Below are 25,018 nucleotides of genomic sequence, written 5' to 3'. Positions count from 1 at the left end.
CATGTTGCATATCTTCTGTCCTCACTGCGGCGAACTGCGCTCCGAAGAGGAATTCCACGCATCCGGCCAGGCGCACATCCCGCGTCCACTGGACCCGAACACCTGCACCGACGAGGAGTGGGGCGACTACATGTTCTTCCGCGACAACCCTCGCGGTCTGCACCATGAACTGTGGATTCACGCCGCCGGTTGCCGTCAGTACTTCAACGCCACCCGCGACACCGTGACCTACGAGATTCTCGAGACCTACAAGATCGGCACCAAGCCACAATTCACCGACAAGACCGATAGCCCGAAAGCGGCCACCACGGCTCTGGGAGAGAAGGTATGAGCCAGATCAATCGCCTGTCCAACGGCGGACGGATCGACCGCAACAAAGTGCTGAGCTTCACCTTCAACGGCCAGGTCTACAAAGGCTTTGAAGGCGATTCCCTGGCCGCAGCCCTGCTGGCCAACGGTGTCGACATCATCGGTCGCAGCTTCAAGTACTCCCGTCCGCGCGGCATCTTCGCTGCCGGCGCTGAAGAGCCGAACGCCGTGTTGCAGATCGGCGCGACCGAAGCCACGCAGATCCCGAACGTACGTGCCACGCAACAGGCGCTGTATCAAGGCCTGGTCGCCACCAGCACCAACGGCTGGCCAAGCGTGAACAACGACATGATGGGGATTCTCGGCAAGGTCGGCGGCAAGCTGATGCCTCCGGGCTTCTACTACAAAACCTTCATGTACCCGCAATCGTTCTGGATGACGTACGAGAAGTACATCCGTAAGGCCGCCGGCCTTGGCCGCTCGCCGACCGAGAACGATCCGGACACCTACGACTACATGAACCAGCACTGCGACGTGCTGATCGTCGGCGGTGGCCCTGCCGGCCTGGCCGCTGCATTGGCGGCTGCGCGCAGCGGTGCTCGCGTGATCCTCGCCGATGAGCAGGAAGAGTTCGGCGGCAGCCTGCTCGATTCCCGCGAAAGCCTCGACGGCAAGCCAGCCACCGAGTGGGTCGCCAGCGTCATCGCCGAGCTGAAGGACACCCCGGACGTGCTGCTGTTGCCGCGCGCCACGGTCAACGGTTACCACGACCATAACTTCCTGACCATTCACGAGCGCCTGACCGATCACCTCGGCGACCGCGCCCCGATCGGCCAGGTGCGTCAGCGCATCCACCGGGTTCGCGCCAAGCGCGTGGTCCTGGCGACCGGTGCTCACGAACGTCCACTGGTGTATGGCAACAACGACGTGCCGGGCAACATGCTCGCCGGCGCTGTCTCGACTTACGTGCGCCGTTACGGCGTGGCACCGGGCAAGAAACTGGTGCTGTCGACCAACAACGATCACGCCTACCGCGTTGCCCTGGATTGGCTCGATGCCAGCCTGCAAGTGGTGGCCATCGCCGACGCCCGCAGCAATCCGCGCGGTGCATTGGTTGAAGAAGCGCGCGCCAAAGGCATTCGCATCCTGACCGGCAGCGCCGTGATCGAGGCCCGTGGCAGCAAGCACGTGACCGCCGCTCGCGTCGCCGCGATCGATGTCAAGGCACACGCCGTGACCAGTCCTGGCGAATGGCTCGATTGCGATTTGATCGCCAGTTCCGGCGGTTACAGCCCGGTGGTTCACCTGGCGTCGCACTTGGGTGGCAAGCCGATCTGGCGTGAAGACATCCTCGGTTTCGTACCGGGCGAAGCACCGCAGAAACGCGTGTGCGTCGGTGGCATCAACGGCGTCTACGGCCTCGGCGATTCCCTGGCCGATGGTTTTGAAGGCGGCGCTCGCGCAGCCAGTGAAGCCGGTTTCAGCGTGGTCGAAGGTACTTTGCCGAAAGCCCTGAGCCGTCTGGAAGAGCCCACCCTGGCGCTGTTCCAGGTGCCGCACGAAAAGAACACCGCACGGGCGCCGAAGCAATTCGTCGACCTGCAAAACGACGTCACCGCTGCCGCCATCGAACTGGCGACCCGCGAAGGCTTCGAGTCGGTCGAGCACGTCAAACGCTATACCGCACTGGGCTTCGGTACTGACCAGGGCAAGCTCGGCAACGTCAACGGCCTGGCCATCGCCGCCCGTTCGTTGAACGTGACCATCCCGCAGATGGGCACCACCATGTTCCGTCCGAACTACACGCCGGTGACCTTCGGCGCCGTGGCCGGCCGTCACTGCGGGCACATCTTCGAACCTGTCCGCTTCACCGCGCTGCATCACTGGCACGTGAAGAATGGCGCCGAGTTCGAGGACGTCGGTCAGTGGAAACGTCCGTGGTACTTCCCGAAAAACGGTGAAGACATTCACGCTGCAGTGAAACGCGAATGCAAAGCCGTGCGCGACAGCGTCGGCCTGCTGGACGCCTCGACCCTCGGCAAGATCGACATTCAAGGCCCGGATGCGCGCGAGTTCCTCAACCGCATCTACACCAACGCCTGGACCAAGCTCGACGTGGGCAAGGCCCGTTACGGCCTGATGTGCAAAGAAGACGGCATGGTCTTCGACGACGGCGTCACCGCTTGCCTCGCCGACAACCACTTCGTGATGACCACCACCACCGGCGGCGCTGCACGCGTGCTGCAATGGCTGGAAATCTACCAACAGACCGAATGGCCAGACCTGAAGGTGTACTTCACTTCCGTGACGGATCACTGGGCAACCATGACCCTGTCCGGGCCGAACAGCCGCAAGCTGCTCAGCGAAGTCACCGACATCGACCTGAGCAACGAAGCCTTCCCGTTCATGACCTGGAAAGAAGGCCTGGTCGGCGGTGTGCCGGCGCGGGTGTTCCGGATTTCGTTTACCGGTGAGCTGTCGTACGAAGTCAACGTGCAGGCCGACTACGCCATGGGCGTGCTCGAGAAAATCGTCGAGGCCGGCAAACAGTACAACCTGACCCCGTACGGCACCGAAACCATGCACATCCTGCGGGCCGAGAAGGGCTTCATCATCGTCGGTCAGGACACCGACGGCTCGATGACCCCGGACGACCTGAACATGGGCTGGTGTGTCGGTCGCACCAAACCGTTCTCGTGGATCGGCTGGCGTGGCATGAACCGCGAAGACTGCGTACGTGATCAACGTAAACAGCTGGTGGGCCTGAAGCCGATCGATCCGACCAAATGGCTGCCGGAAGGTGCGCAACTGGTGTTCAACACCAAGCAGACGATCCCGATGACGATGGTCGGTCACGTCACTTCCAGCTACCTGCACAACTCCCTGGGCTATTCGTTTGCCATGGGCGTAGTGAAAGGCGGTTTGAAGCGTATCGGCGAACGGGTGTTCGCACCGCTGGCGGATGGCAGCGTGATCGAGGCGGAAATCGTTTCTTCGGTGTTCTTCGATCCGAAAGGTGATCGCCAGAACATCTAGTGGCCTCGGGTCCTGTGGAGAGTCTGCTACCGCAATCGCTAGCAGGCTAGCTCCCACCGGGGAACGCGGTTGAATGTGGGAGCTGGCCTGCTGGCGATGACGGCAGTGCAGCCACCACAGGAACCAACAGAATTCAGGAAAGGTGCTTTATGACCGTAGCCAATGTTTACCAACAACGCCCAACCACCGGGGCCAAGGCCGAGTCGTCGCTGCATCATGCCGACCTCGCCAGCCTGGTCGGCAAGGGTCGCAAAAACGCCGGCGTGATCGTGCGTGAGAAAAAACTCCTCGGCCACCTGACCATTCGTGGCGACGGCCACGATGCGGCGTTCAGTGCTGGCGTGCACAAGGCCCTTGGCATCGAATTGCCAGGCGCGCTGACGGTCATCGTCAAGGGTGAAACCAGCCTGCAATGGATGGGGCCGGATGAGTGGCTGTTGATCGTGCCGACCGGTGAAGAGTTCGCCGCCGAGCAGAAACTGCGTGAAGCGCTGGGCGATCTGCACATCCAGATCGTCAACGTCAGCGGTGGCCAGCAGATCCTCGAACTGAGCGGCCCTAACGTGCGCCAGGTGCTGATGAAATCCACCAGCTACGACGTACACCCGAACAGCTTCCCGGTCGGCAAGGCAGTGGGCACCGTGTTCGCCAAGTCGCAACTGGTGATCCGCCACACCGCCGAAGACACCTGGGAACTGCTGATCCGCCGCAGCTTCTCGGATTACTGGTGGTTGTGGCTGCAGGATGCAGCGGCCGAGTACGGCCTGAGCGTTCAGGCTTAATGATCGTTTGTGGTGATGGGCTTTGTGGCGAGGGGATTTATCCCCGTTGGGCTGCGCAGCAGCCCTGAAACCTCACAACTCGGTATCCCAGCCAAATTGAGTTGACTGGTTTTACGACTGCTTCGCAGCCGAACGGGGATAAATCCCCTCGCCACAGGGGTCTCTGCGACCACCTAATTTGTAGCAGGAGTCACCGCACTATGAGCCGCGCCCCAGACACATGGATTCTGACCGCCGACTGCCCCAGCGTCCTCGGCACCGTGGACGCGGTGACCCGATTTCTGTTCGAGCAGGGCTGCTACGTTACCGAGCACCATTCGTTCGATGACCGTCTCTCGGGTCGTTTCTTCATTCGCGTGGAATTCCGTCAACCCGACGGCTTTGACGAACAAGCCTTCCGCGCCGGGTTGGAAGAGCGTGGTAAAGCCTTCGGCATGATCTTCGAACTGACCCCGCCGAACTACCGGCCGAAAGTGGTGATCATGGTCTCCAAGGCCGATCACTGCCTCAACGATTTGCTCTACCGCCAGCGCATCGGCCAGTTGTCGATGGACGTCGCCGCCGTGATCTCCAACCATCCGGACCTCAAGCCGTTGGCCGACTGGCACCAGATTCCGTACTACCACTTCCCGCTCGACCCCAACGACAAGCCGTCGCAGGAGCGTCAGGTGTTGCAGGTGATCGAAGACTCCGGCGCCGAACTGGTGATCCTTGCGCGCTACATGCAGGTTTTGTCACCGGAGCTGTGCCGCAAGCTCGACGGCAAGGCGATCAACATCCATCACTCCCTGCTGCCGGGGTTCAAGGGCGCCAAGCCTTATCACCAGGCCTACAACAAAGGGGTGAAGCTGGTCGGCGCCACGGCGCACTACATCAACAACGACCTGGACGAGGGACCGATCATCGCCCAGGGCGTGGAGGTGGTGGATCACAGCCATTATCCGGAAGACCTGATCGCCAAGGGGCGGGATATCGAAGGGCTGACCCTGGCTCGCGCCGTGGGTTATCACATTGAACGACGGGTGTTTTTGAACGCCAATCGCACGGTCGTTCTGTAGATCGCCATCGCTAGCAGGCTAGCTCCCACAGTGATTCGGGTGAACACAGGATTTTTGAACAACCCAAAACCCTGTGGGAGCTAGCCTGCTAGCGATGAGGCCCTGACAAACAACACAAGACACACAGGCAACAACCAGAGCAATCAACGCGCCGCCGATCCGTGGCGACGCGACCGCTACATAAAAACAACAGCGAGGTGAAAGCATGTCTGGCAATCGTGGTGTGGTGTATCTCGGCGCTGGCAAGGTCGAAGTACAGAAAATCGACTATCCGAAAATGCAGGACCCGCGTGGCAGGAAGATTAATCACGCTGTCATCCTGCGCGTGGTTTCCACCAACATCTGTGGTTCCGACCAGCACATGGTGCGCGGCCGTACCACCGCTCAGACCGGTCTGGTGCTGGGCCACGAGATCACTGGCGAAGTGATCGAGAAGGGCAGCGACGTCGAAAACCTGCAAATCGGCGACCTGGTGTCCGTACCGTTCAACGTGGCTTGCGGGCGCTGCCGTTCCTGCAAGGAAATGCACACTGGCGTTTGCCTCAGCGTGAACCCGGCGCGTCCGGGCGGTGCTTACGGTTACGTCGACATGGGCGACTGGACCGGCGGCCAGGCTGAATACGCGATGGTGCCGTACGCCGACTTCAACCTGCTGAAACTGCCTGATCGCGATCGCGCGATGGAAAAAATCCGCGACCTGACCTGCCTCTCCGACATCCTGCCGACCGGTTACCACGGCGCAGTGACGGCCGGCGTTGGCCCGGGCAGCACCGTGTACATCGCCGGTGCCGGTCCGGTCGGTCTGGCGGCTGCCGCTTCCGCTCGCCTGTTGGGCGCGGCGGTGGTGATCATCGGCGACGTCAACACTGTTCGCCTGGCACACGCCAAGGCGCAGGGTTTCGAAATTGCCGACCTGTCCCTGGACACCCCGCTGCACGAACAGATCGCTGCGCTGCTGGGTGAACCCGAAGTGGATTGCGCCGTCGACGCGGTGGGCTTCGAAGCGCGCGGTCACGGCCATGACGGCGTGAAACACGAGGCTCCGGCCACCGTGCTCAACTCGCTGATGGGTGTAGTTCGGGTGGCTGGCAAAATCGGTATCCCTGGCCTGTACGTGACCGAAGATCCGGGTGCCGTGGACGCGGCCGCGAAAATGGGCAGCCTGAGCATTCGCTTCGGTCTGGGCTGGGCCAAGTCCCACAGCTTCCACACTGGCCAGACGCCGGTGATGAAGTACAACCGCCAGCTGATGCAGGCGATCATGTGGGATCGCATCAACATCGCCGAAGTGGTGGGCGTTCAGGTGATCAGCCTGGATCAGGCACCGCAAGGCTACGGCGAGTTCGATGCGGGCGTGCCGAAGAAGTTTGTGATCGATCCGCACAAGCTGTTCAGCGCGGCGTAAGGCTTCACGCAATACAGAACGGCGACCTTCGGGTCGCCGTTTTTGTTTGAGTCGACGAGCGGGTGGAAAATGGACGTGGCGCTGAGGAACATGCCGACGCAAGACCGGTCAAAACGGCAGCTTTTCCGCCTGTTACCGGGCGGTTTTCATGGCACAAGAGGATGTCTGGATGAAGATTTCACGCGGTTTTGCACTGGCATCGCTCATGACCCTGGGGGCCAGCCCGGTCTTTGCTCAGTTCAGCCTGAGCGATGCGGCCAATGCCATTTCCGGCATGAAGGGCGATAACGCTGCCACAGCGGCAGCGCCGACCTCTGAAACGGCAGGTCTGCTGGGTGCGCTCAGCCAATTGAACCTGACACCACAGCAAGTCGTTGGCGGCACCGGAGCGATGCTCGGTCTGGCCAAGAATCAATTGAGTTCGACCGACTACTCGGAACTGGCCAAGAGCGTTCCGGGCATCGACATGTTGTCCGGCGGTGGTGAACTGGGTGTCCTCGCCGGGTTGCTCGGTTCGAGCGGTAAGGCGGCCGGCCTGGATAACGCGCTGGGCAACGTCAAGGACACCAACGACCTGAACAACGCGTTCAGCGCATTGGGCATGGACAGCGGCATGATCGGCCAGTTTGCCCCACTGATTCTGCAATACTTCGGTCAACAGGGCGTGGGCGGTTCGCTGCTGCAGAGCCTGGGCGGAATCTGGGGCGCCGGCAGCTGATTCAGCGGCGCTCGGCGCGCAAGGCGTCGATGCGCCGGTCCTTCTCGATCCAGAGCTGGTTCACCCAGTTCTGGACGGTCTCGCGAAACGCCGCATCATTCTCGTAATCGCCCTGCCACAGCGCGGGGTCGAGTTCGCGGGTGTTGATGTCGATGATGACCCTCGGCACGTTGCCGCTGATCAAATCCCAGAACCCCGGGATCTTCTGCTGCGGATATACCACCGTCACATCGAGAATGGCGTCCAGCTGTTCACCCATCGCTGCCAGCACAAACGCCACGCCGCCAGCCTTGGGCTTGAGCAGATGCGTGAACGGTGACTGTTGCTGAGCGCTTTTTGCCGAGGTGTAGCGGGTGCCTTCCAGGTAATTGACCACGGTCACCGGCTGGCGCTTGAACAGCTCGCACGCCGCTTTGGTAATCTCCAGATCCTTGCCCGCCAGCGTCGGGTTTTTCGCCAGAAAGGCCTTGGTGTAGCGCTTCATGAACGGGTAATCCAGCGCCCACCACGCCAGGCCCAGGAACGGTACCCAGATCAGTTCTTTCTTGAGGAAGAATTTGAAAAACGGCGTGCGCCGGTTGAGTGTCTGGATCAGCGCCGGGATATCGACCCAGGATTGATGGTTGCTGATGACCAGATAAGAGGTGTCGCGGCGCAAGTCATCGCCGCCGCGAATGTCCCACTGCGTGGGGATGCACAGACGGAAGATCAGCTTGTCGATCTCGGCCCAGGTCTCGGCGATCCACATCACCGCTGTTGATGCGTAATCACGCCAGCGGCCGGACAGGACCAGTTTGAACAGGGCAAACACCATCAGTGGCCCGAACAGGACCAGGGTGTTGAGTAACAGCAGCAGGGTAACGAAACAGCCGGTGAGCAGGCGGCGCATAAGTAACTCTTGAAAGCGTTTGGGCGCGCCATGATAAGCAGCTTCGGGCGACAGGCCAAATCGGCGGTGACGAATGTTTCACCTTCTTGGCCGTATGCTTGCGGCTTTGTGAGAGCACTTGCTCGCTTCGCAGCCCAGCGGGAGCAAGCTCCCTCGCCACAGAAGTGTGTGGTCTTCCAACTATCGTTGTTTTTTGCGGTCTAGAATTCGGACTCTGCGCTCCTATTTTCAAAAAAGGACATCCATCACGTGAAATCCCTCCTCGCACTGCTTTCCCTCGTGGCCCTGCCGGTCCTGGCCGCCGAGCCGACCCTGTACGGGCGCTACGAATACATTGCGCTGCCGGAAATCGGCGGCGAAGTCCTCAAGGCGAAAATGGACACTGGCGCCCTGACCGCGTCGCTGTCGGCCAAGGACATCGAAACCTTCACCCGCGACGGCGATGAGTGGGTGCGTTTCCGCCTCGCGACCAAAGACGCCAGCAACAAGGTCTACGAGCACAAGGTCGCGCGGATCAGCAAGATCAAGACCCGCTCCGAAGAAGACGAGGATGAAGATGCCGCGGCGCCCACCAAACGTCCGGTGGTCGATCTGGAACTGTGCCTGGGTAACGTCAAGCGCACCGTCGAGGTCAACCTGACCGACCGCAGCAGCTTCAACTACCCGCTGCTGATCGGCGCCAAAGCCCTGCGTGAATTTGGCGCGGCCGTGAACCCGGCGCGACGTTTCACCGCCGACAAGCCCGACTGCTGATTTCAAGTGGTCTCATTGACGTGAGGTGAGGCTTGGGGCACCGTTCGCCCACCCAACTGCCGGGCTCGGACGCCATGCCTCATATCCTGATTGTCGAAGACGAAGCGGCGATTGCCGACACCCTGATTTTTGCCTTGCAGGGCGAAGGGTTCACCACCACCTGGCTGAGCCTGGGTGTCGCCGCGCTGGAGCTTCAGCGGCAGACCCCGGCCGATCTGATCATTCTGGACATTGGCCTGCCCGACATCAGTGGCTTCGAAACCTGCAAGCTACTGCGGCGTTTCAGCGAGGTGCCGGTGATTTTCCTCAGTGCCCGCGATGCAGAAATCGATCGGGTCGTGGGCCTGGAAATCGGTGCCGACGATTACGTGGTCAAGCCGTTCAGCCCACGGGAAGTGGCGGCGCGTGTGCGGGCCATCCTCAAGCGCATGGCGCCACGTGCGGTGGCCGAGGTTGCACCGACACTGTTTCGCATCGACAGCGAGCGCGTTCAGATCAGCTATCGCGGCCAGTTGCTGACCCTGACTCGCCACGAGTTCCGTCTGCTGCAATGCCTGCTCGAACAACCTGAGCGCGTCTTCAGCCGCGAGCAATTGCTCGATGCGCTGGGCGTCGCCGCCGATGCCGGGTACGAGCGCAGCGTCGACAGCCACATCAAGAGCGTGCGCGCCAAATTGCGCCAGGTGAAGGCCGGCGCCGAGCCGATCCAGACCCATCGCGGCCTCGGCTACAGCTACAGCCCGGGCCACAGCTGATGCCATTGGGGATCCGGATCTTCCTGGTGTATGTGCTGTTCATCGGCCTGACGGGTTACTTCGTGCTCAGCACGGTGATGGAAGAAATCCGCCCCGGCGTACGTCAGTCCACCGAAGAAACCCTGGTCGACACCGCCAACCTGATGGCCGAAATCCTGCGCGACGACTTCAAGGCCGGCACGCTCAACCAGAACCGCTGGCCGGAACTGCTCAGGGCCTATGGCGAGCGGCAGCCAAACGCCAGTATCTGGGGGCTGCCGAAGAATCAGGTCAACCACCGGATCTACGTCACTGACGCTAAGGGCATCGTGGTCCTGGACTCCAGCGGCGTGGCGGTAGGCCAGGATTATTCGCGATGGAACGATGTTTTGCTGACCCTGCGCGGCGAGTACGGCGCTCGCTCCAGTCGCAGCGACCCGAACGATGCCAGCTCTTCGGTGATGCACGTTGGTGCGCCGATTCGCGATAACGGCCGGATCATTGGCGTGGTCACCGTGGCCAAACCCAACAGCTCGTTGCAGCCTTACGTCGATCGCACGGAGCGTCGATTGCTCGCGTATGGCGCCGGGCTGATCGGCCTCGGTCTGTTGTTCGGCGCGCTGCTGTCGTGGTGGCTGAGCGCAGCGTTGCGGCGCTTGACCGCTTATGCGAAAGCCGTGAGTGAAGGCCGCCGGGTCGAGGTTCCGCATTATCGCGGCGGCGAAATGGAGCAACTGGCGACCGCCGTGGAGCAGATGCGTACGCAGCTCGAAGGCAAAGCCTACGTCGAGCGTTATGTGCACACGCTGACCCATGAACTGAAAAGCCCGCTGGCGGCGATTCGTGGCGCAGCGGAGTTGCTGCAGGGCGAGATGCCGTTGGCTCAACAACAGCGTTTCGTCAGCAACATCGACAGTGAAAGCGTGCGGATGCAGCAGTTGATCGAGCGGCTGTTGAATCTGGCTCAGGTCGAGCAGCGCCAAGGGCTGGAAGAGCGAGTGGCCGTGCCGTTGGCCGGGCTGGTCAATGAGTTGCTGAATGCCCAGGCCGCGCGTATCGAAGGCAAGCAGTTGCGGGTGGAACAGGCGATTCCAGCAGATCTGGCGATCACTGGCGAGCCGTTTCTATTGCGTCAGGCGCTGGGCAATCTGCTGGAAAATGCGTTGGATTTCACGCCGGTGAAGGGTGTGCTGCGATTCAGCGCGAAGCAGATCGGGGAGCAGATTGAATTCAGACTGTTCAACCAGGCCGAGGCCATTCCCGACTACGCGTTGCCGCGATTGAGTGAGCGTTTCTATTCCTTGCCGCGTCCGGAGAGCGGGCGCAAGAGCACCGGACTTGGGCTCAACTTCGTTGAAGAAGTGGTGAAGTTGCATGGTGGGGCATTGCACGTCGGCAATGTCCAAGGCGGGGTTGAAGTGACTCTGCATTTGCCTTCAGACCGCTAAAGATCACAAAGTCTCCACATTCCCCCCACAAAACCCCCACACACCAATCCCAGACTCTTCCCATCCAAACAGGGAGAGTCCCATGAACCGAAATCTGACCTTAAAACTCGGGGCCATTGCCCTGCTGATTCTGTTGTTGCTGATCCCGTTGCTGATGATCAACGGCGTGATCCAGGACCGTCAGCAACTGCGCGACGGTGTGCTCGAAGACATTGCGCGCAGCTCCAGCTACAGCCAGCGGCTGAGCGGACCGTTGATGGTGGTGCCCTATCGCAAAGTGGTGCGCACCTGGAAACTCAACGAAAAAACCAACGAGCGTTACCAGGAAGTCGGAGAAGAACGCGGTCGTTTGTATTTCCTGCCGGAGCGTTTCGAGCTCGACGGACAGGTCCAGACCGAACTGCGTTCCCGGGGCATTTACGAGGCGCGCTTGTTCCACGCCGACAACCGCATCAGCGGGCACTTCTCGGTTCCGGCGCAACTGGGCATCAAGGAAGACTTCGCGGATTACCAGTTCGACCTGCCGTTTCTCGCGGTCGGGATCAGCGACATTCGTGGCATCGAGAATGCGTTGAAACTGGAACTCAATGACCTGCGCCTGGACTTCGTGCCGGGCAGTCAGGTGGGCTGGCTGGGCGAGGGCGTGCATGTGACGTTGCCAGCGCTGAACACCACGCAACCCACAGAACTGGCCTTCGGTTTCGACCTGCGTTTGCAAGGCACCGGTCAACTGCAAATCCTCCCGGTGGGCAAGACGAGCAAGGTGTCGCTGGCCGCCAACTGGCCGCATCCGAGCTTCATCGGCAACTACCTGCCGGCCCAGCGCGAAGTCTCCGATCAGGGCTTCACCGCCAACTGGCAGACGACGTTCTTCTCCACCAACCTGCAAGAAGCCCTGAGCAGTTGCGTATCCGGCAACGACTGTGACGCGTTCAACGGGCGCAGCTTTGGCGTGAGCTTCATCGACCCCGTGGACCAGTATTTGAAAAGCGATCGAGCGATCAAATATGCACTGCTGTTCATCGTCCTGACCTTCGCCGGTTTCTTCCTCTTCGAAGTCCTGAAAAGCCTGGCCGTGCACCCGGTGCAATACGCGCTGGTGGGCGTGGCACTGGCATTTTTCTACCTGTTGTTACTGTCGTTGTCCGAACACATCGGCTTTGCCCTGGCGTATCTGTTGTCGGCCAGCGGTTGTGTGTTGTTGATCGGCTTCTATGTCTGCCACGTGCTGCGCAGCGTGCGTCACGGCTTGAGTTTTTCGGCGGGATTGGCCGCGTTGTACGGCTTGCTCTACGGCTTGTTGAGTGCCGAGGATTACGCGCTGCTGATGGGCTCGTTGCTGCTGTTCGGCTTGCTCGGCGTGTTCATGGTGCTGACACGGAAACTGGACTGGTACGGGATCGGGCAGAAAGCCGCCAAGCCGCTGGCGTTTGATATCGGGGTGGTGGAATGAGCCGGTCGTTGGGGTTGCGTGAGGATCAGCGGGTGGGTGCAGACTTGGCTGCGCGAATTGCCGAGTTGTTTCAGGAAACAGGTGAACTGCGGCAGGTTGGTCTAACCTCGAACAATTGCGTATCGAGAGTCTGGACATGGAACCCGGCCACGCCTTACATCGAAATACACCGAAGCTGGCAGTGGTCGACCCTCGTGGATTGGCCGTCGCCTCTGTTGCCTACTATCGCAAGACCAGCGCTGATGCGAGCCCCGAGCCGCGTGTGACGCGTGAGACGTTTGATGTGGCGGGGCGATCGGTGGCGAATTGGGATGCGCGCTTGGGTTCGGGCAGCACGCCGATCGCTTCGCTGACCATCGTTCCCGCTTTCTCGGGCAAACCGGTATTGACGGTCAGCGTCGATGCGGGTTGGCGGCTGGCCTTGCAGGACGAAGCTGGCCAGGTTCGTCAGAATTGGGATGGCGCGGGTAACACAACGTGGTTTGACTACGACTTGATGGGCAGGCCGTTGATTGTCGAGCAAGCGTCCGTCAATGCCGCCTCGCAATGTGTGGAGCGCTTGTATTACGGAGCTGCCGAACCTGACGTTAGCGATCGAAACCAGTGTGGTCGATTGATTCGTCATGCCGACGCAGCCGGTAGGCGGGAGGTGCATGATTTCAGCCTGCAAGGCGAACCGCTTACGGAGTCGCGGCGCTTCCTGGCAGAACTTGATCATCCGGGTTGGCCTGTGGCCGAGAACCAACAAAACGCCTTGCTCGAACAGGGCGAAGATAAAACCTACCGCACCCATTGGCACTATGGTGCTTCGGGCGAAATGCTTGAGCAAATTGATGCGGCAGGGCATTCACGCCGTTACGCCTACACCGTGTCGGGGCAGCTGCAGAGCACTTGGCTGAAGGTTGCGGGCAAGTCAGAGCAATTGTTGGTCAGCGACATCGCCTACAACGCGTTCGGCCAGGTTGAGCGTGAAACCGCGGGCAATGGTGTCAGCTGTTCCAGTGTTTACGATCCTGCCGATGGAAGACTGCGGCAGTTGCTCGCCATCAAAGGTGAGCGGTGCCTTCAGGACTTTCGTTACGACTATGACGCCATGGGCAATATCCTCTGTATGGCTGATCAATCCCAGCCTGTCAGCTGGTTTGCCAATCAGCGTGTCGACCCCATCAATCGCTATGGTTACGACTCGCTATATCAATTGATCAGCGCTACTGGGCGTGAAGTGGCGTCAGCCATCAATGGCCCGGCGCGGCCTGAACTGATTGAACCTCCTGATCCCGCTCGACTGCAAAACTACAGTCAGAGTTGGTGTTATGACGCGGGCGGCAATCTGCTCGAACAGCGCCACAGCAATAAACCAACGCACTTCATGGTCATCGACACAGGCAGCAATCGAGGGCTGACTCGGGTTGAGGGGCAGGTCCCGGATTTTGATGCGGGCTTCGATGGCAACGGCAATCTCAAATTCCTGACGCCGGGGCAACTAATGCGCTGGACGGCGCGCAATGAGCTTCGCGAAGTCGTTCTGGTGAGCCGCCCAGAGGGTCGCAGCGACAGTGAACGTTATATCTATGACGGTGCCGGTATGCGTGTGCGCAAAGTACGCAATGCGCTGGCATCGAGTGTCTCCCGAATAGCGGATGTGCGTTATTTGCCGGGTCTGGAGATCCGCACCGATGGCGCGGACAGTCCCGGCGAAGTTTTGCAGGTGCTGAATGTTCAGGCAGGACGCAGCAATGTTCGCCTCCTGCACTGGGTGCACGGCCAGCCGGATGATCAATTGCGTTACAGTCTTGATGATCATTTGGGTAGCAGCACATTGGAGTTGGATGGCCGAGGTGACCTGATCAGTTACGAAGGATACTACCCATACGGCGGGACAGCCTGGTGGATGGGGCGCTCTAAAGTTGAAGTGAAATATAAATTTTTGCGTTATTCGGGCAAGGAGCTGGATGCGACGGGGCTTTACTATTATGGGTTTCGATATTACGCACCTTGGTTGGGACGTTGGTTAACCCCTGATCCGGCGTGGGCTATCGATGGATTGAATTTCTATAGGATGGCGCGTAATAATCCAGTGACTCATCGGGATGAGTTTGGGCTTTATTCAGGTAAGGGCGATGCTTTTGAACGTTACGTAGAAGACGACGGTTACACCATTGTTGCGCGTGGTCGATATAAATTATCTTCTCGAGAGAATGCACATGTCGAACGTGCCTTAGGTGTAGCTCAGACCGTTGTAATTGAAGCGATTCAAGAGTTGAAAAGTGGTTTGGCAATGGACTCAAGGCTCGACGATGTTTATGGTCCTGGAGTCGGTGAGAAATTTAAACCAACACTGATAGCTTGGTTTGAAACGCTTAAAGATGAAATGATTTCTTACAGGTCTGGAAGTAAAAAAGATCAGTTTGTTTTTTTGAATTCTGCAAAAAAAGACGTGGCGTTTGTGTACAAGATGGATCCGGAAAAGAGGATTTTTATTAATGGTCAGGCGGGTAGTGATGATAGGTCCTTGGTTGGTTTGGTACAAATATTGATTCATGAGGTTTCTCATTTAGCGCTTAATACACACGATTTTTTTTATTATGAAAGGACTTTTTCGGATAAAATTCCAGACTTGGTTAAAGATCTTAAATCCAGAGTGGAGATTGCTGGTAAAGGATTGCAAGGCACTGATAGAGTAATGGTAAGTAATCTGTTAAGTGGTTATCACGAGAAAAAAATTAGCGATGGTGAGTTGATAGGGATGTTTGGTACTAATAATCTCAATCAAATAAATAATGATATTTTAGGCAATCCTGACTATCGGTCCCAAGCACTGATTTACAATGCAGATTCTTTGGCGTTCGCAGCCTTGTACATTGGCACTTCGGCACTCGGTCGTTTCCTTAATCGGACCAAAAGCCCTGCACGTTCGCCAGTACCGGAGTATTGATTTCATTGGCCATTAGAGTGATCAAGGGAGCTTGCCGCCAAGCGGAGCCGTGCATTTGGTTTGTTCGCATTGTTTAAGTCTGCGGCCGGGTTTCCACCATCGAAGGCCGCTGATTCACCTCGAAATACCAGTTCGCCGCTTCGAATTCACGTCGCACCACCCCAGAACCGGATGGCGCAGGTCGCCATCGAGCCGTTTGTCCAAGTGTTTTTCCAGTCGCGACGGTAGCTCAAAGACATCCCACGCCTGGCTGCGCGGATCGCCGGATTGTTCCAGGAATCAGGCGAACTGCGGCAGGCTGGTCTAACCTCGAATGGTTGCGCAACGAGAGTCTGGGCATGGAATCCAAGCATGCGTTACATCGTAATACTCCGAAGTTGGCGGTGGTCGACCCTCGTGGGTTAGCCATCGCCTCTGTTGCCTACTACCTCAAGACCAGCGCTGATGTGCGGCCCGAGCCGCGTGTGACGCGTGAAACGTTTGATGTGGCGGGACGATCCGTTGCTCATTGGGACCCCCGATTGGGCTCGGGAAGTAACCCGATATCGTCGCTGACAGTCGTTCCGGATTTGTCCGGTCAGTCGTTGTTGACAGTCAGTGTCGATGCGGGATGGCGATTGGTCTTGCAGGACGAAGCCGGACAGGTCCACCAGAACTGGGATGGCGCAGGCAATACAACGTGCTTTGGGTACGACTTGATGGGCAGGCCATCAAGTATCGAACAAGCGTCCGCCAATGCTGCTTTGCACTGTGTGGAGCGCGTGTACTACGGAGCATCCGAACCTGACGTCATCGCCCGGAACCAATGCGGTCGATTGATTCGTCACGCCGATACAGCGGGTGTACGGGAGGTGGCTGATTACAGTCTTCAAGGGGAGCCGATTTCCGAGTCGCGGCGCTTTCTGGCGGAGCTTGATCATCCAGGATGGCCGGAAGACGAGCATCAACAGAATATTTTGTTAGAGCAGGGTGCGGAAAAAACCTACCGCACTTCTTGGCACTACGATGCATCGGGCGAAATACTGGAACAGGTCGATGCGGCCAGACATGCCCGGCGCTATTCCTATACCCTCCAGGGGCAGTTGCAGAGCACTTGGCTGACTGTTATGGGCAAATCCGAGCAGTGTCTGGTCAGCAACATTGCCTATAACGCGTTCGGTCAGATCGAGCGTGAAACAGCGAGCAATGGCGTCACCAGCTCCCGGGTTTACGATCCTGCCGATGGCAGGTTGCGGCAGTTGCTTACTGTCAAAGGTCAGCGACGCCTGCAGGATTTGCGCTACGACTATGATGCGGTGGGCAACATCCTCGAGATGACGGATGAATCGCAACCCGTCACCTGGTTTGCCAATCAACGTATCGATCCGATCAGTCGCTATGGTTACGACACGTTGTATCGATTGATCAACGCCACGGGGCGTGAAGTGGCATCAGCCGTCAATGGGCCGGGGTTGCCCGATCTGATCTCACCTGTAGATCCCGCTCGGCTGCAAAACTACAGCCAGAGCTGGTGTTATGACGAGGGCGACAATCGGCTCGAACAGCGTCACAGCGATAAGCCGACCCATTTCATGGACATCGATAAAGGCAGCAATCGAGGGCTGTCTCACGTTGAAGGGCAAGTCCCCGACTTCGAAGCGAGTTTTGATCGAAACGGCAATCTCAAGGTTTTGGCGCCAGGACAGCCGTTGCGCTGGACTGCTCGCAACCAATTGGAAGAAGTGGTCCTGGTCCAGCGGTCAAGGGCAGAGAACGACAGCGAACGATACGTCTACGACAGCGCAGGCATGCGGGTTCGCAAACTTCGCACTTCGCTGGCGGGAGGTGTGACCCGACTGTCGCAGGTACGGTATTTGCCCGGTCTGGAAATTCGCACGGAAGGCGCCGATAGCAATGACGAAGTGTTGCATGTCATCACAACGCAGACCGGACTCTGTTCTGTTCGCCTATTACATTGGAAAGAGGGTCGGCCCTCTGGAATTGCCAAAGATCAACTCCGTTATAGTTTCGATGATCTGTTGGGTAGTAGTACGCTGGAGTTGGATGAAGAGGCTGATTTGATCAGCTATGAAGGATATTACCCATATGGAGGAAGTGCCTGGTGGATGGGGCGTTCTCAAGTAGACGTTGAATATAAGTTTGTGCGTTATTCTGGTAAGGAGCGAGATGCTACCGGGCTTCATTATTATGGTTATCGCTATTATGCGTCGTGGTTAGGGCGGTGGATTAATCCTGATCCTGCATGGGCTATAGATGGGTTGAATTTTTATCGGATGGTGCATAACAACCCTATGAGTCATGGAGATAAAGATGGGCTCTATACCGGTACGGGTGATGTGCATGAGCGCGGTGTGGAAATAAGTCATAAGATTCTCGGTCGTGGTCGCGGCGGGCAAACGGTTCAAACCAATGCTCTACTTGATCGCGGGTTTGAGGTGGCTCATGGTGCGCTGAATAAAACTATTGAAGAGTTGGAGAGTGGAACAGGAATGGATTCTAGGCTGAATGAGGTGTACGGCCCAGGAGAAGGTGTACGACTTAAATCGTCTTTATTGACTTGGTTTAAAACTCTCAGAAAGGATTTTATCTCGTACAAGGAGGGACGGAAAAAAGATCAGTTTGTATTTGTTGAGGCAAGAAAAGCAGGGCATGAACGGAGCGCGTTTATATCTCCTAGGGATGAGCATCGGCGTATTTTTGTTGATTTGAGGTCTGTCGCGGATGCAGGAGGAGTACTGATGTTCGCTATGACATTGATTCATGAAGTTTCACACCATGCACTAGGAACGCATGATTTTTATTATTATAGGCGTGATCCGTTTTTGAAACAAAATACTAATGATTTTATGAGGGGGTTGAAGTTTGAGGCTGAAGTTGCTAGCGAGGGTCGGCTGAACAGTAGTGATGAAGTGGTAAATAATATTACTGATCTTTTTGAAAAAAATAAACTAAGTGCTGATGAGCTAAAAAGTATGTTTGGTGCTAGTAGTTTAAGTGCGGTCAGTCAAGGTGTTAGAAGTAATGTTCATTATCGATCCCAGGCATTGTTCTATAATGCAGACTCTTTTGCGCTGACTGCGATGCTCAGCGGAGGCGCATCAATCAGTGCGTCCTCTCAAAACGTCAGAAAATCCGTTTTTGAGCCAGAGCCGGACTATTAGTTCCCTCGGTCACGAGAGTGACCAGGGAATTGGTTTTTGCTAATTAGTATTCAATTCGGCGGCTGGGTCTGCACCATCGAAGGCCGCTGGCTCACCTCGAAATACCACGCGGCCAACTGCGGATTCGACTCGCGCCATTCCAGATCCTGATGGCGCAGGTCGAGGTAACCCAGCGCACACGCGACACTGATCGCCGCCACATCGAAATGACTGGTCAACTCGGCAATCGCGTCTTTTTCCAGCAGCGCCAAGGCGCGGCGGATCTTGTCGCGCTGGCCGTCGAGCCATTCGTCCCAGTGTTTTTCCGGGGCGCGCAGGGCGACTTCGTAACGCACCAGCACCGCAGCGTCCATGATCCCGTCGGCCAGGGAGGCCAGGGTCAGACGACGCCAACGGGCCGAGCCTTCACGGGGGATCAGCGGGTTGCCGACGTGCTGGTGGTCGAGGTAATCGAGGATCACCCGGCTGTCATGGATGACGTTGCCGTCCGCCAGGCGCAGGGCGGGGATTTTGCTCAGCGGGTTGTCGTCGATAAGCGGCAGGTCCGGGGCGACTGGGGTCAGCACGCAGTTTTGCAGGGCGACGCGGTCTTGCTGACCGGTTTCGTGCAGCAGCACCATGACTTTGCGAACGAAGGGCGACAACGGGTTGTGGTAGAGGGTCATGCTCGGGGCGGACATGGCGGGATCTCGGTCGATGGACAGTGTCGGGAGCATAGCGCGTTGGGCCGACAGCCTGTAGGAGCAAAGTTTGCTCGCGAAGGGATCGCCTCGGTCAGTCAGTCAGACCGCGCTGACTCCTTCGCGAGCAAGCTTCGCTCCTACAGGGTTTTGCGCTGGAGCAACCCGCGCAGGGCGAGGATTGCAGGAACACCCAGGCCCAGCCAGCTCAGGGCATCCCAAACGCCATCCCCCAGCAACGCGGCAAACAACCCCGCCGCACTGAGCAGGGCGATGACGACGGGCGTGCCGAAGACCTTCCAGAAGTTTGACTGTCGGGGTTTCATGCCACGTTCTCCGCTTTTTCCAGTACGGGTTTTGCCGCCTTGCGCCGCACCACCCACAGGTAAACCCCGCTCCCGAGCACGATGATGGTCAGCACATCGAGCGTCGCCCAGAGGATTTTCATTGGCATGCCGCCGTAATCGCCGAAGTGCAGCGGCTGCGACATGCCCATGGCGTCCATGTACCACGGCCTTTCAGCCACGGCGGTGACTTGCAATGTACTGGCGTCGATCAGCACTGGCGTCAGCAAGTGCGAAGTCAGGTGCGTGCTGCCCTTCATGAACACCGCGTAATGGTGCTCGCTGGAAAACCGCGTGCCGGGGAAGGCGATGAAGTCTGGCTGCATACCGGGCGCAACGTCTTTGGCGATGTCGAGCAGGCGGGTGGCCGGCGCCAGTTGCGTCAGGGGTGGTGCATCGCGGTAGGGCGCGACCATCGCACTCAGGCTGTCGTTGCGCCACGCCGCGATTAGCAAGTCGGCGCAGGCACTGATGACGCCGGTGACGCCGACCACCAGCGCCCAGGTCAGGGTGACCACACCGATCAGGTTGTGCAGGTCGAGCCAGCGCAGGCGAGTGGATTTGTCCTGGCGCACGGTGGCGAATTTCAAGCGGCGCATGAACGGCAGGTACAGCACCGTCCCGGACACGATCGCCACCACAAACAGAATGCCCATGAACGCCAGCAACAGCTTGCCCGGCAGGCCGGCAAACATGTCCACGTGCAGGCGCAGCATGATCATCATGAAGCCGCCATTGGCCGACGGCATTTCCAGCGCCTCGCCGGTGCGGGCGTCGAGCATGAAGGTGTGCGACGAATTCGGTTCGGTACCCGCGGTGGCCGCCATGATCGCGATCGCGGCGTTGGGTTCGTCTTCGTCGAAGCCGAAATACTGCATGACTTCGCCGGGACGATGTTTTTCCGCGGCCAGCACCAACTGCTGCAAATTCAGCTGCGGGGTATCGGCCGGCATTGCCTTCAACTCGGCGGCATCGCCCAGCAAGTGGTCGATCTCGTGATGGAAAATCAATGGCAAGCCGGTCAGCGCCAGCATCAGCAGGAAGACCGTGCAGATCAGGCTGGTCCAGGTGTGGACGAAGGACCAGCGGCGAATGGTTTTGCTTTTCATTTCTCAGCCTTCAGAAATACCAAAGCCGTCCTCGAAGGACGGCCTGGTTACAGCACGTATCAAATCAAGCGTTTACCACTTGTACGTGGCACTGGCGACGACACTGCGCAGGTCGCCGTAATAGCAGTAGAAGCCGTCACAGGTGGAGATGTAATCCTTGTTGAGCAGGTTGGTCGCGTTCACGGCCAGCGAGGCACCTTTCAAGCTGTTGTCCAGACGACCCAGGTCGTAATGAACCGCCGCGTCGAACACGGTGTAGGCGTCAGCCTTGCCCAGCGTGGTGTTGCCCTGGTCGCCGTAAGTATTGCCGGTGTAACGGGCGCCGGCGCCAATGCCGAAGCCATCCAGCACGCCGTTGTGCCAGGTGTAATCGGCCCACAGCGAAGCCTGCTGGTTGGGCATCAGTTGCAGTCGGTTGCCTTTGAAATCGCCTTTCTGCACTTCGGATTTGGCCAGGGTGTAGGCGGCGATGATTTTCAGGTTGTCGGTGACGTCGGAGACCGCTTCCAGCTCCAGGCCTTTGACTTTCACTTCCCCGGTCTGGCTGGTGATCGGCACGTTGCCGACGGTGGTGGTGACAGAGACGTTTTTCTGGGTCAGGTCATACACCGCTGCGCTGAGCAAGGTATTGCTGCCCGGTGGTTGGTATTTGATGCCCAGCTCCCATTGCTGGCCTTCGGTCGGTTTGAACGATTCGGTAGCCGATGCGGCGGCGTTGCTGGTTGGCTGGAATGACTCGGCGTAAGACAGGTAAGGCACGATGCCGTTGTCGAACACGTAGCTGATCGCCGCGTTACCGCTGAATTTCTTGTCCCGTTCGGTGTTAGTCGCGTTTTCGTCATTGAAGAACTTGGTGCCGGTATGGACCCAGTCTTCACGGCCGCCCAATGTCAGGCGCCATTGGTCGAGGGCCATCTGGTCCTGGACGTACAAACCGGTCTGATAGGTCTTCTGGTCCTGGTCATAGAACGCATCGGAGCGCGGTGGACGAGTGATCGGCAGGCCGTATTGCGGGGTGTTGACGTTGATGCGCGGCGCGGTCCCGAAGATCGACAGGTAGTTGGTGTTGTTGCGCTGGTGATCCAGCCCGATCAGCAGGGTATGACGGACGTCACCCGTGGAAAAATCGCCCTGAAAGTTGTTATCCACCGCGAACTGGCTGATGTCTTCCTCGACATTGGTCGTGCCCCGCCCGGTATTGCCCTGATCGTCGACGACATAACCGAAAGCGGCGAGCGAGGGAATATAGCTGTTGACGGTAATGGCCTGGAACGACAGGTCGGACTTGGTGTAGCGCAGGTTCTGACGGAACTGCCAGACGTCGTTCAGACGATGTTCGAAGGCATAGCCCAGCGCGTAGTAGGTGCGGTCGTAGTACTCGTAGTTCGGATCTCCCAGGTTCTTGTGGTGGGAAATATCGCCGAACGGCATGTCGATTTTGGTGCCCTGGATCGAATGGAACTGGCTGGTGATGCCGGTATCGTCACGGGTGAACTGCGTGAGCAGGGTGAATTTGGTGTCGTCGTCAATGTTCCAGGTCAGGCTCGGCGCAATGTTGTAGCGCTTGTTGTCGATGTGGTCGATCTGCGTCCCGCTGTCGCGAACCACGCCGCTGACGCCGTAGAGGAACTGGCCTTCGTCGTCGATCTTGCCGGTGCTGGCGAAGTTGATCTGGCGGTGATTGTCACTGCCGTATTGCACCTGGATTTCATGGCTCGACTCGGCGCTGGGACGACGGCTGACCATGTCCAGCAAACCGCCCGGTGGGGTCTGGCCATAGACCGACGAAGCCGGGCCGCGCAGCAGGGCGAGGCGGTCGAGGTTCCAGGTTTCCGGTTTCGGGTTGGCATACACGCCTTTGGGCAACGGCAAGCCGTCGAGGAACTGGGTCGGTTCGAAGCCTCGCACGCGCAGCCAGTCGGTGCGGGTGTCGCTGCCGAAACTGCTGGCGGTGATGCCCGGCATGTAGCGCACGGCGTCATCGAGGCTGTGCACGCTGCGGTCGTCCATTTGTTCGCGGGTGGCGATCGAAATCGAACGCGGCGCCTCAACCAGCGCAGTGTCGGTCTTGGTGCCGGCGGCGGTGCGCTTGGCCAGGTAACCCTCCACCGGGCCCCAGGCACTTTCAGTGTTTTCAACGCCGATGATGGCGGTTTCTGGCAGGGCCATCACACCTTCAGGCGCGGCCACAAGGCTGTAGGTGCCGGTGCTGCTCTGTTCCAGTTGCAGGCCGGTACCATTCAAGGCCGCGCGCAGGGCGCCGGTGGCATCGTACTGGCCATTGACCGGTGCCGACATCTTGCCCGCTGCCAGCGCCGGATCCAGCGACAACGCCAGGCCGGACTGGCTGGCGATCTGGTTCAACGTGCTGGCCAATGGCGCAGCCGGAAGAGTGTAGGCGCGAACGCTGGACGCCTGTTCAGCTGCGATCAGTTGGTTGCTGGCCAGAGGTGTGCAGAGGGCAATGGCGACCGCCAGCAAACTGGGGCGCAACAAGGTGTCTAGCGAACGGGACATACGGCGGCTCCTGAAAGGGAATACTTCTCAATTGCCTAGGTGCCGAACGAAAAACCAGAAGTGATAGGGCTGGATGAAAATAATTTCGATTCAGCTAGTGAATCTGTACGCATCAGCCTTGAGGCATGGACCCAACCCTGTGATGAGGGAGCAAGCTCCCTCGCCACAAATGGTCTGCCTCAAGGCTTGGTTTCAGCCTTCGCCACCGTCACCCACCATTGCGTGTGCTGCTCGAGCTGCACCGGCAAGGTCGGCAGCAGGGCGCTCAACGCCAGATCGGTATCGTGCAACGGGAAACTGCCGGTAATCCGCAGGTCGGCCACCTCTGGCGCAACGCCCAGATGCCCGCGGCGATAACGACCGAGTTCGTGGACCAGATCTTCCAGACGCGCGTTATCCACCACCAGCATGCCGCGGGTCCAGGCATCGGCACCGAGGTTGAGCGCGATGATCGGCCCGAGGCCGTTGCTGCGCATCAGCACCTGCTGGCCTTCGCGCAGAATCTGTTCTTCAGGACTCGACTCGGGATGGGCGGCGACGGCGGACTGCAACACGCTCAGGCGCGTGCCTTCTTCCTCGCGCTTGACCAGGAAACGCGTGCCGAGTGCGCGCATGCTGCCTTCGCGGGTTTCGACGATAAACGGCCGCGCATCGCCATGACCGGTTTCGACGAGGATTTCCCCGTCCTGAAGAATCACCCGGCGCTGCTTCTCATCAAAGCGCACGTCCACGGCACTGTGGGTGTTGAGGTTGATCACTGTGCCGTCGCTCAGGCGCAAAGTGCGTTGCTCGCCGGTGGCGGTGCGCTGATCGGCCAGCCAATAGTCAACCGGTAGATAACGCTCACCGGCGAACAGCGCCAAACCAATCACCGCCACGATGCTCGCCACGCCGCTGCCCAGTTTGCGCACACGTCGGCGAATGCTTTCGCGCGATTGCAGCAATGCGGTGCGGGCCGGGCCGCTGGCCACGCTGAAACGCTGGTCGAGCATGCCCAACTGGCGCCAGGCGCGGGCGTGTTCTTCGTGGGCGGCGTGCCATTTGGCGAACTCTTCGCGCTCCACCGGGTTGCCGGAATCCAGCGACAATTGCCAGGCAATCGCCGCGTCCAGCACCTGCGCCGACACCGGTTTGGAGCTGACCGCGCTCATATCGGCTCACCGTACAGCGCGATATAGCACTGACGAATGCCCTGGGCCAGGTATTGACGCACCCGCGGCACCGATACGCCCAGGCGCTGGGCAATTTCCGCGTGGCCGAGGCCGTCGAGACGGTTGTAGAGAAACGCTGCCCGGGCTTTGCTGGAGAGTTTGCCGAGCAGGCGGTCGATGTTTTTCAGGTCTTCGAGGATCAGTTGCTGTTCTTCCACCGATGGCTGTTCGCCTTCGGGGATCAGCATCAGTTCGGTGAGGTAAGCCTGTTCCAGCGCGGCACGCCGGAAGTAGTCAAACAGCAGACCCTTGGCGATCGCCACCAGAAACGCCCGAGGTTCGCGCGGTTCGTTCAGTTGATCACGGCCCAGCAACCGCACGAAGGTGTCCTGACTCAGGTCTTCTGCCCGTTGCGGGCAAGCGACATTGCGTCGAAGCCAGGCCAATAGCCAGCTGCGATGGTCACGATATAACGCACCGACGAGCTCACTGTGGGGGCTTTGGACTGACGACACGCGGCATCACCGATTGGGAAG

19 protein-coding genes are annotated in these 25,018 nt (G+C 58.9%); 12 read left to right on the top strand and 7 right to left on the bottom strand.

Annotated elements, in window-relative coordinates:
- Window position 1: 1 nt before the first annotated feature.
- From B723_RS02450 to B723_RS02425, 6 genes are all read left to right on the top strand, one after another.
- On the top strand, window positions 2–331 hold the full coding sequence (locus B723_RS02450; RefSeq protein ID WP_017341182.1) for a sarcosine oxidase subunit delta: 330 nt from the start codon (window positions 2–4) through the stop codon (window positions 329–331).
- A complete protein-coding gene (locus B723_RS02445; RefSeq protein WP_017341181.1) occupies window positions 328–3,345 on the top strand; it encodes a sarcosine oxidase subunit alpha in 3,018 nt (1,005 codons plus the stop codon). The genes B723_RS02450 and B723_RS02445 overlap by 4 nt, the downstream gene beginning before the upstream one ends.
- A gap of 149 nt (window positions 3,346–3,494) precedes the next feature.
- Window positions 3,495–4,127 (top strand): sarcosine oxidase subunit gamma, encoded by a 633-nt coding sequence (locus B723_RS02440; protein WP_017341180.1) that lies wholly within the window; start codon window positions 3,495–3,497, stop codon window positions 4,125–4,127.
- A gap of 200 nt (window positions 4,128–4,327) precedes the next feature.
- Window positions 4,328–5,185 (top strand): formyltetrahydrofolate deformylase, encoded by an 858-nt coding sequence (purU, locus tag B723_RS02435; protein WP_017341179.1) that lies wholly within the window; start codon window positions 4,328–4,330, stop codon window positions 5,183–5,185.
- 205 nt (window positions 5,186–5,390) lie between these two features.
- Window positions 5,391–6,590: a formaldehyde dehydrogenase, glutathione-independent gene (gene fdhA / locus B723_RS02430; protein WP_017341178.1), complete on the top strand. Its 1,200-nt coding sequence runs from the start codon at window positions 5,391–5,393 to the stop codon at window positions 6,588–6,590.
- A gap of 169 nt (window positions 6,591–6,759) precedes the next feature.
- Window positions 6,760–7,308, top strand: a complete 549-nt coding sequence (locus tag B723_RS02425; protein WP_017341177.1) for a DUF2780 domain-containing protein — start codon at window positions 6,760–6,762, stop codon at window positions 7,306–7,308.
- A gap of 1 nt (window position 7,309) precedes the next feature.
- Here the strand turns inward: B723_RS02425 and B723_RS02420 are convergent, their stop codons facing one another.
- Window positions 7,310–8,197 carry an acyltransferase gene (locus B723_RS02420; RefSeq protein ID WP_017341176.1) on the bottom strand — a complete coding sequence of 296 codons (888 nt, stop codon included), beginning with the start codon at window positions 8,195–8,197 and terminating at the stop codon, window positions 7,310–7,312.
- Between the two features lie 249 nt (window positions 8,198–8,446).
- On the opposite strand from B723_RS02420, the gene B723_RS02415 reads away from it, so the two are divergent.
- The 6 genes from B723_RS02415 (at window position 8,447) to B723_RS02390 (ending at window position 18,681) form a co-directional block, all read left to right on the top strand.
- A complete protein-coding gene (locus B723_RS02415) occupies window positions 8,447–8,950 on the top strand; it encodes an ATP-dependent zinc protease family protein (protein ID WP_017341175.1) in 504 nt (167 codons plus the stop codon).
- A 74-nt stretch (window positions 8,951–9,024) separates the two neighbouring features.
- A complete protein-coding gene (creB, locus tag B723_RS02410; protein WP_031319163.1) occupies window positions 9,025–9,705 on the top strand; it encodes a two-component system response regulator CreB in 681 nt (226 codons plus the stop codon).
- Entirely contained in the window at window positions 9,705–11,132 is a 1,428-nt protein-coding gene (gene creC, locus B723_RS02405; RefSeq protein ID WP_017341173.1) for a two-component system sensor histidine kinase CreC, read from the top strand. Before creB ends, creC begins: the two co-directional genes overlap by 1 nt.
- An 82-nt stretch (window positions 11,133–11,214) precedes the next feature.
- Complete coding sequence (gene creD, locus B723_RS02400) at window positions 11,215–12,585, top strand: cell envelope integrity protein CreD (RefSeq protein WP_017341172.1); 1,371 nt, start codon at window positions 11,215–11,217, stop codon at window positions 12,583–12,585.
- Between the two features lie 136 nt (window positions 12,586–12,721).
- Window positions 12,722–15,520 carry an RHS repeat-associated core domain-containing protein gene (locus tag B723_RS02395; protein ID WP_017341171.1) on the top strand — a complete coding sequence of 933 codons (2,799 nt, stop codon included), beginning with the start codon at window positions 12,722–12,724 and terminating at the stop codon, window positions 15,518–15,520.
- Between the two features lie 338 nt (window positions 15,521–15,858).
- Complete coding sequence (locus B723_RS02390) at window positions 15,859–18,681, top strand: RHS repeat domain-containing protein (RefSeq protein WP_017341170.1); 2,823 nt, start codon at window positions 15,859–15,861, stop codon at window positions 18,679–18,681.
- A 50-nt stretch (window positions 18,682–18,731) separates the two neighbouring features.
- Here the strand turns inward: B723_RS02390 and B723_RS02385 are convergent, their stop codons facing one another.
- The 6 genes from B723_RS02385 to B723_RS02360 all read right to left on the bottom strand — a co-directional run bounded on the left by B723_RS02385 (window position 18,732) and on the right by B723_RS02360 (window position 24,997).
- Complete coding sequence (locus B723_RS02385; RefSeq protein ID WP_017341169.1) at window positions 18,732–19,361, bottom strand: glutathione S-transferase; 630 nt, start codon at window positions 19,359–19,361, stop codon at window positions 18,732–18,734.
- Window positions 19,362–19,501: 140 nt separating this feature from the next.
- Window positions 19,502–19,687, bottom strand: a complete 186-nt coding sequence (locus tag B723_RS02380) for a hypothetical protein (RefSeq protein ID WP_017341168.1) — start codon at window positions 19,685–19,687, stop codon at window positions 19,502–19,504.
- Window positions 19,684–20,814 (bottom strand): PepSY-associated TM helix domain-containing protein, encoded by a 1,131-nt coding sequence (locus B723_RS02375; protein ID WP_017341167.1) that lies wholly within the window; start codon window positions 20,812–20,814, stop codon window positions 19,684–19,686. The genes B723_RS02380 and B723_RS02375 overlap by 4 nt, the downstream gene beginning before the upstream one ends.
- A gap of 72 nt (window positions 20,815–20,886) precedes the next feature.
- Window positions 20,887–23,331, bottom strand: coding sequence for a TonB-dependent siderophore receptor (locus B723_RS02370; RefSeq protein WP_017341166.1), 2,445 nt, complete (start codon window positions 23,329–23,331; stop codon window positions 20,887–20,889).
- 179 nt (window positions 23,332–23,510) lie between these two features.
- The gene (locus B723_RS02365; RefSeq protein WP_017341165.1) at window positions 23,511–24,482 is read right to left on the bottom strand and encodes a FecR domain-containing protein; all 972 of its coding nucleotides are present in this window, start codon (window positions 24,480–24,482) and stop codon (window positions 23,511–23,513) included.
- Window positions 24,479–24,997: an RNA polymerase sigma factor gene (locus B723_RS02360; protein WP_017341164.1), complete on the bottom strand. Its 519-nt coding sequence runs from the start codon at window positions 24,995–24,997 to the stop codon at window positions 24,479–24,481. The genes B723_RS02365 and B723_RS02360 overlap by 4 nt, the downstream gene beginning before the upstream one ends.
- Window positions 24,998–25,018: the final 21 nt, after the last annotated feature.

It is taken from the genome of Pseudomonas fluorescens NCIMB 11764, assembly GCF_000293885.2.
GTDB lineage: Bacteria > Pseudomonadota > Gammaproteobacteria > Pseudomonadales > Pseudomonadaceae > Aquipseudomonas > Aquipseudomonas fluorescens_B.
This window is presented reverse-complemented; position numbering and strand designations above follow the sequence as displayed.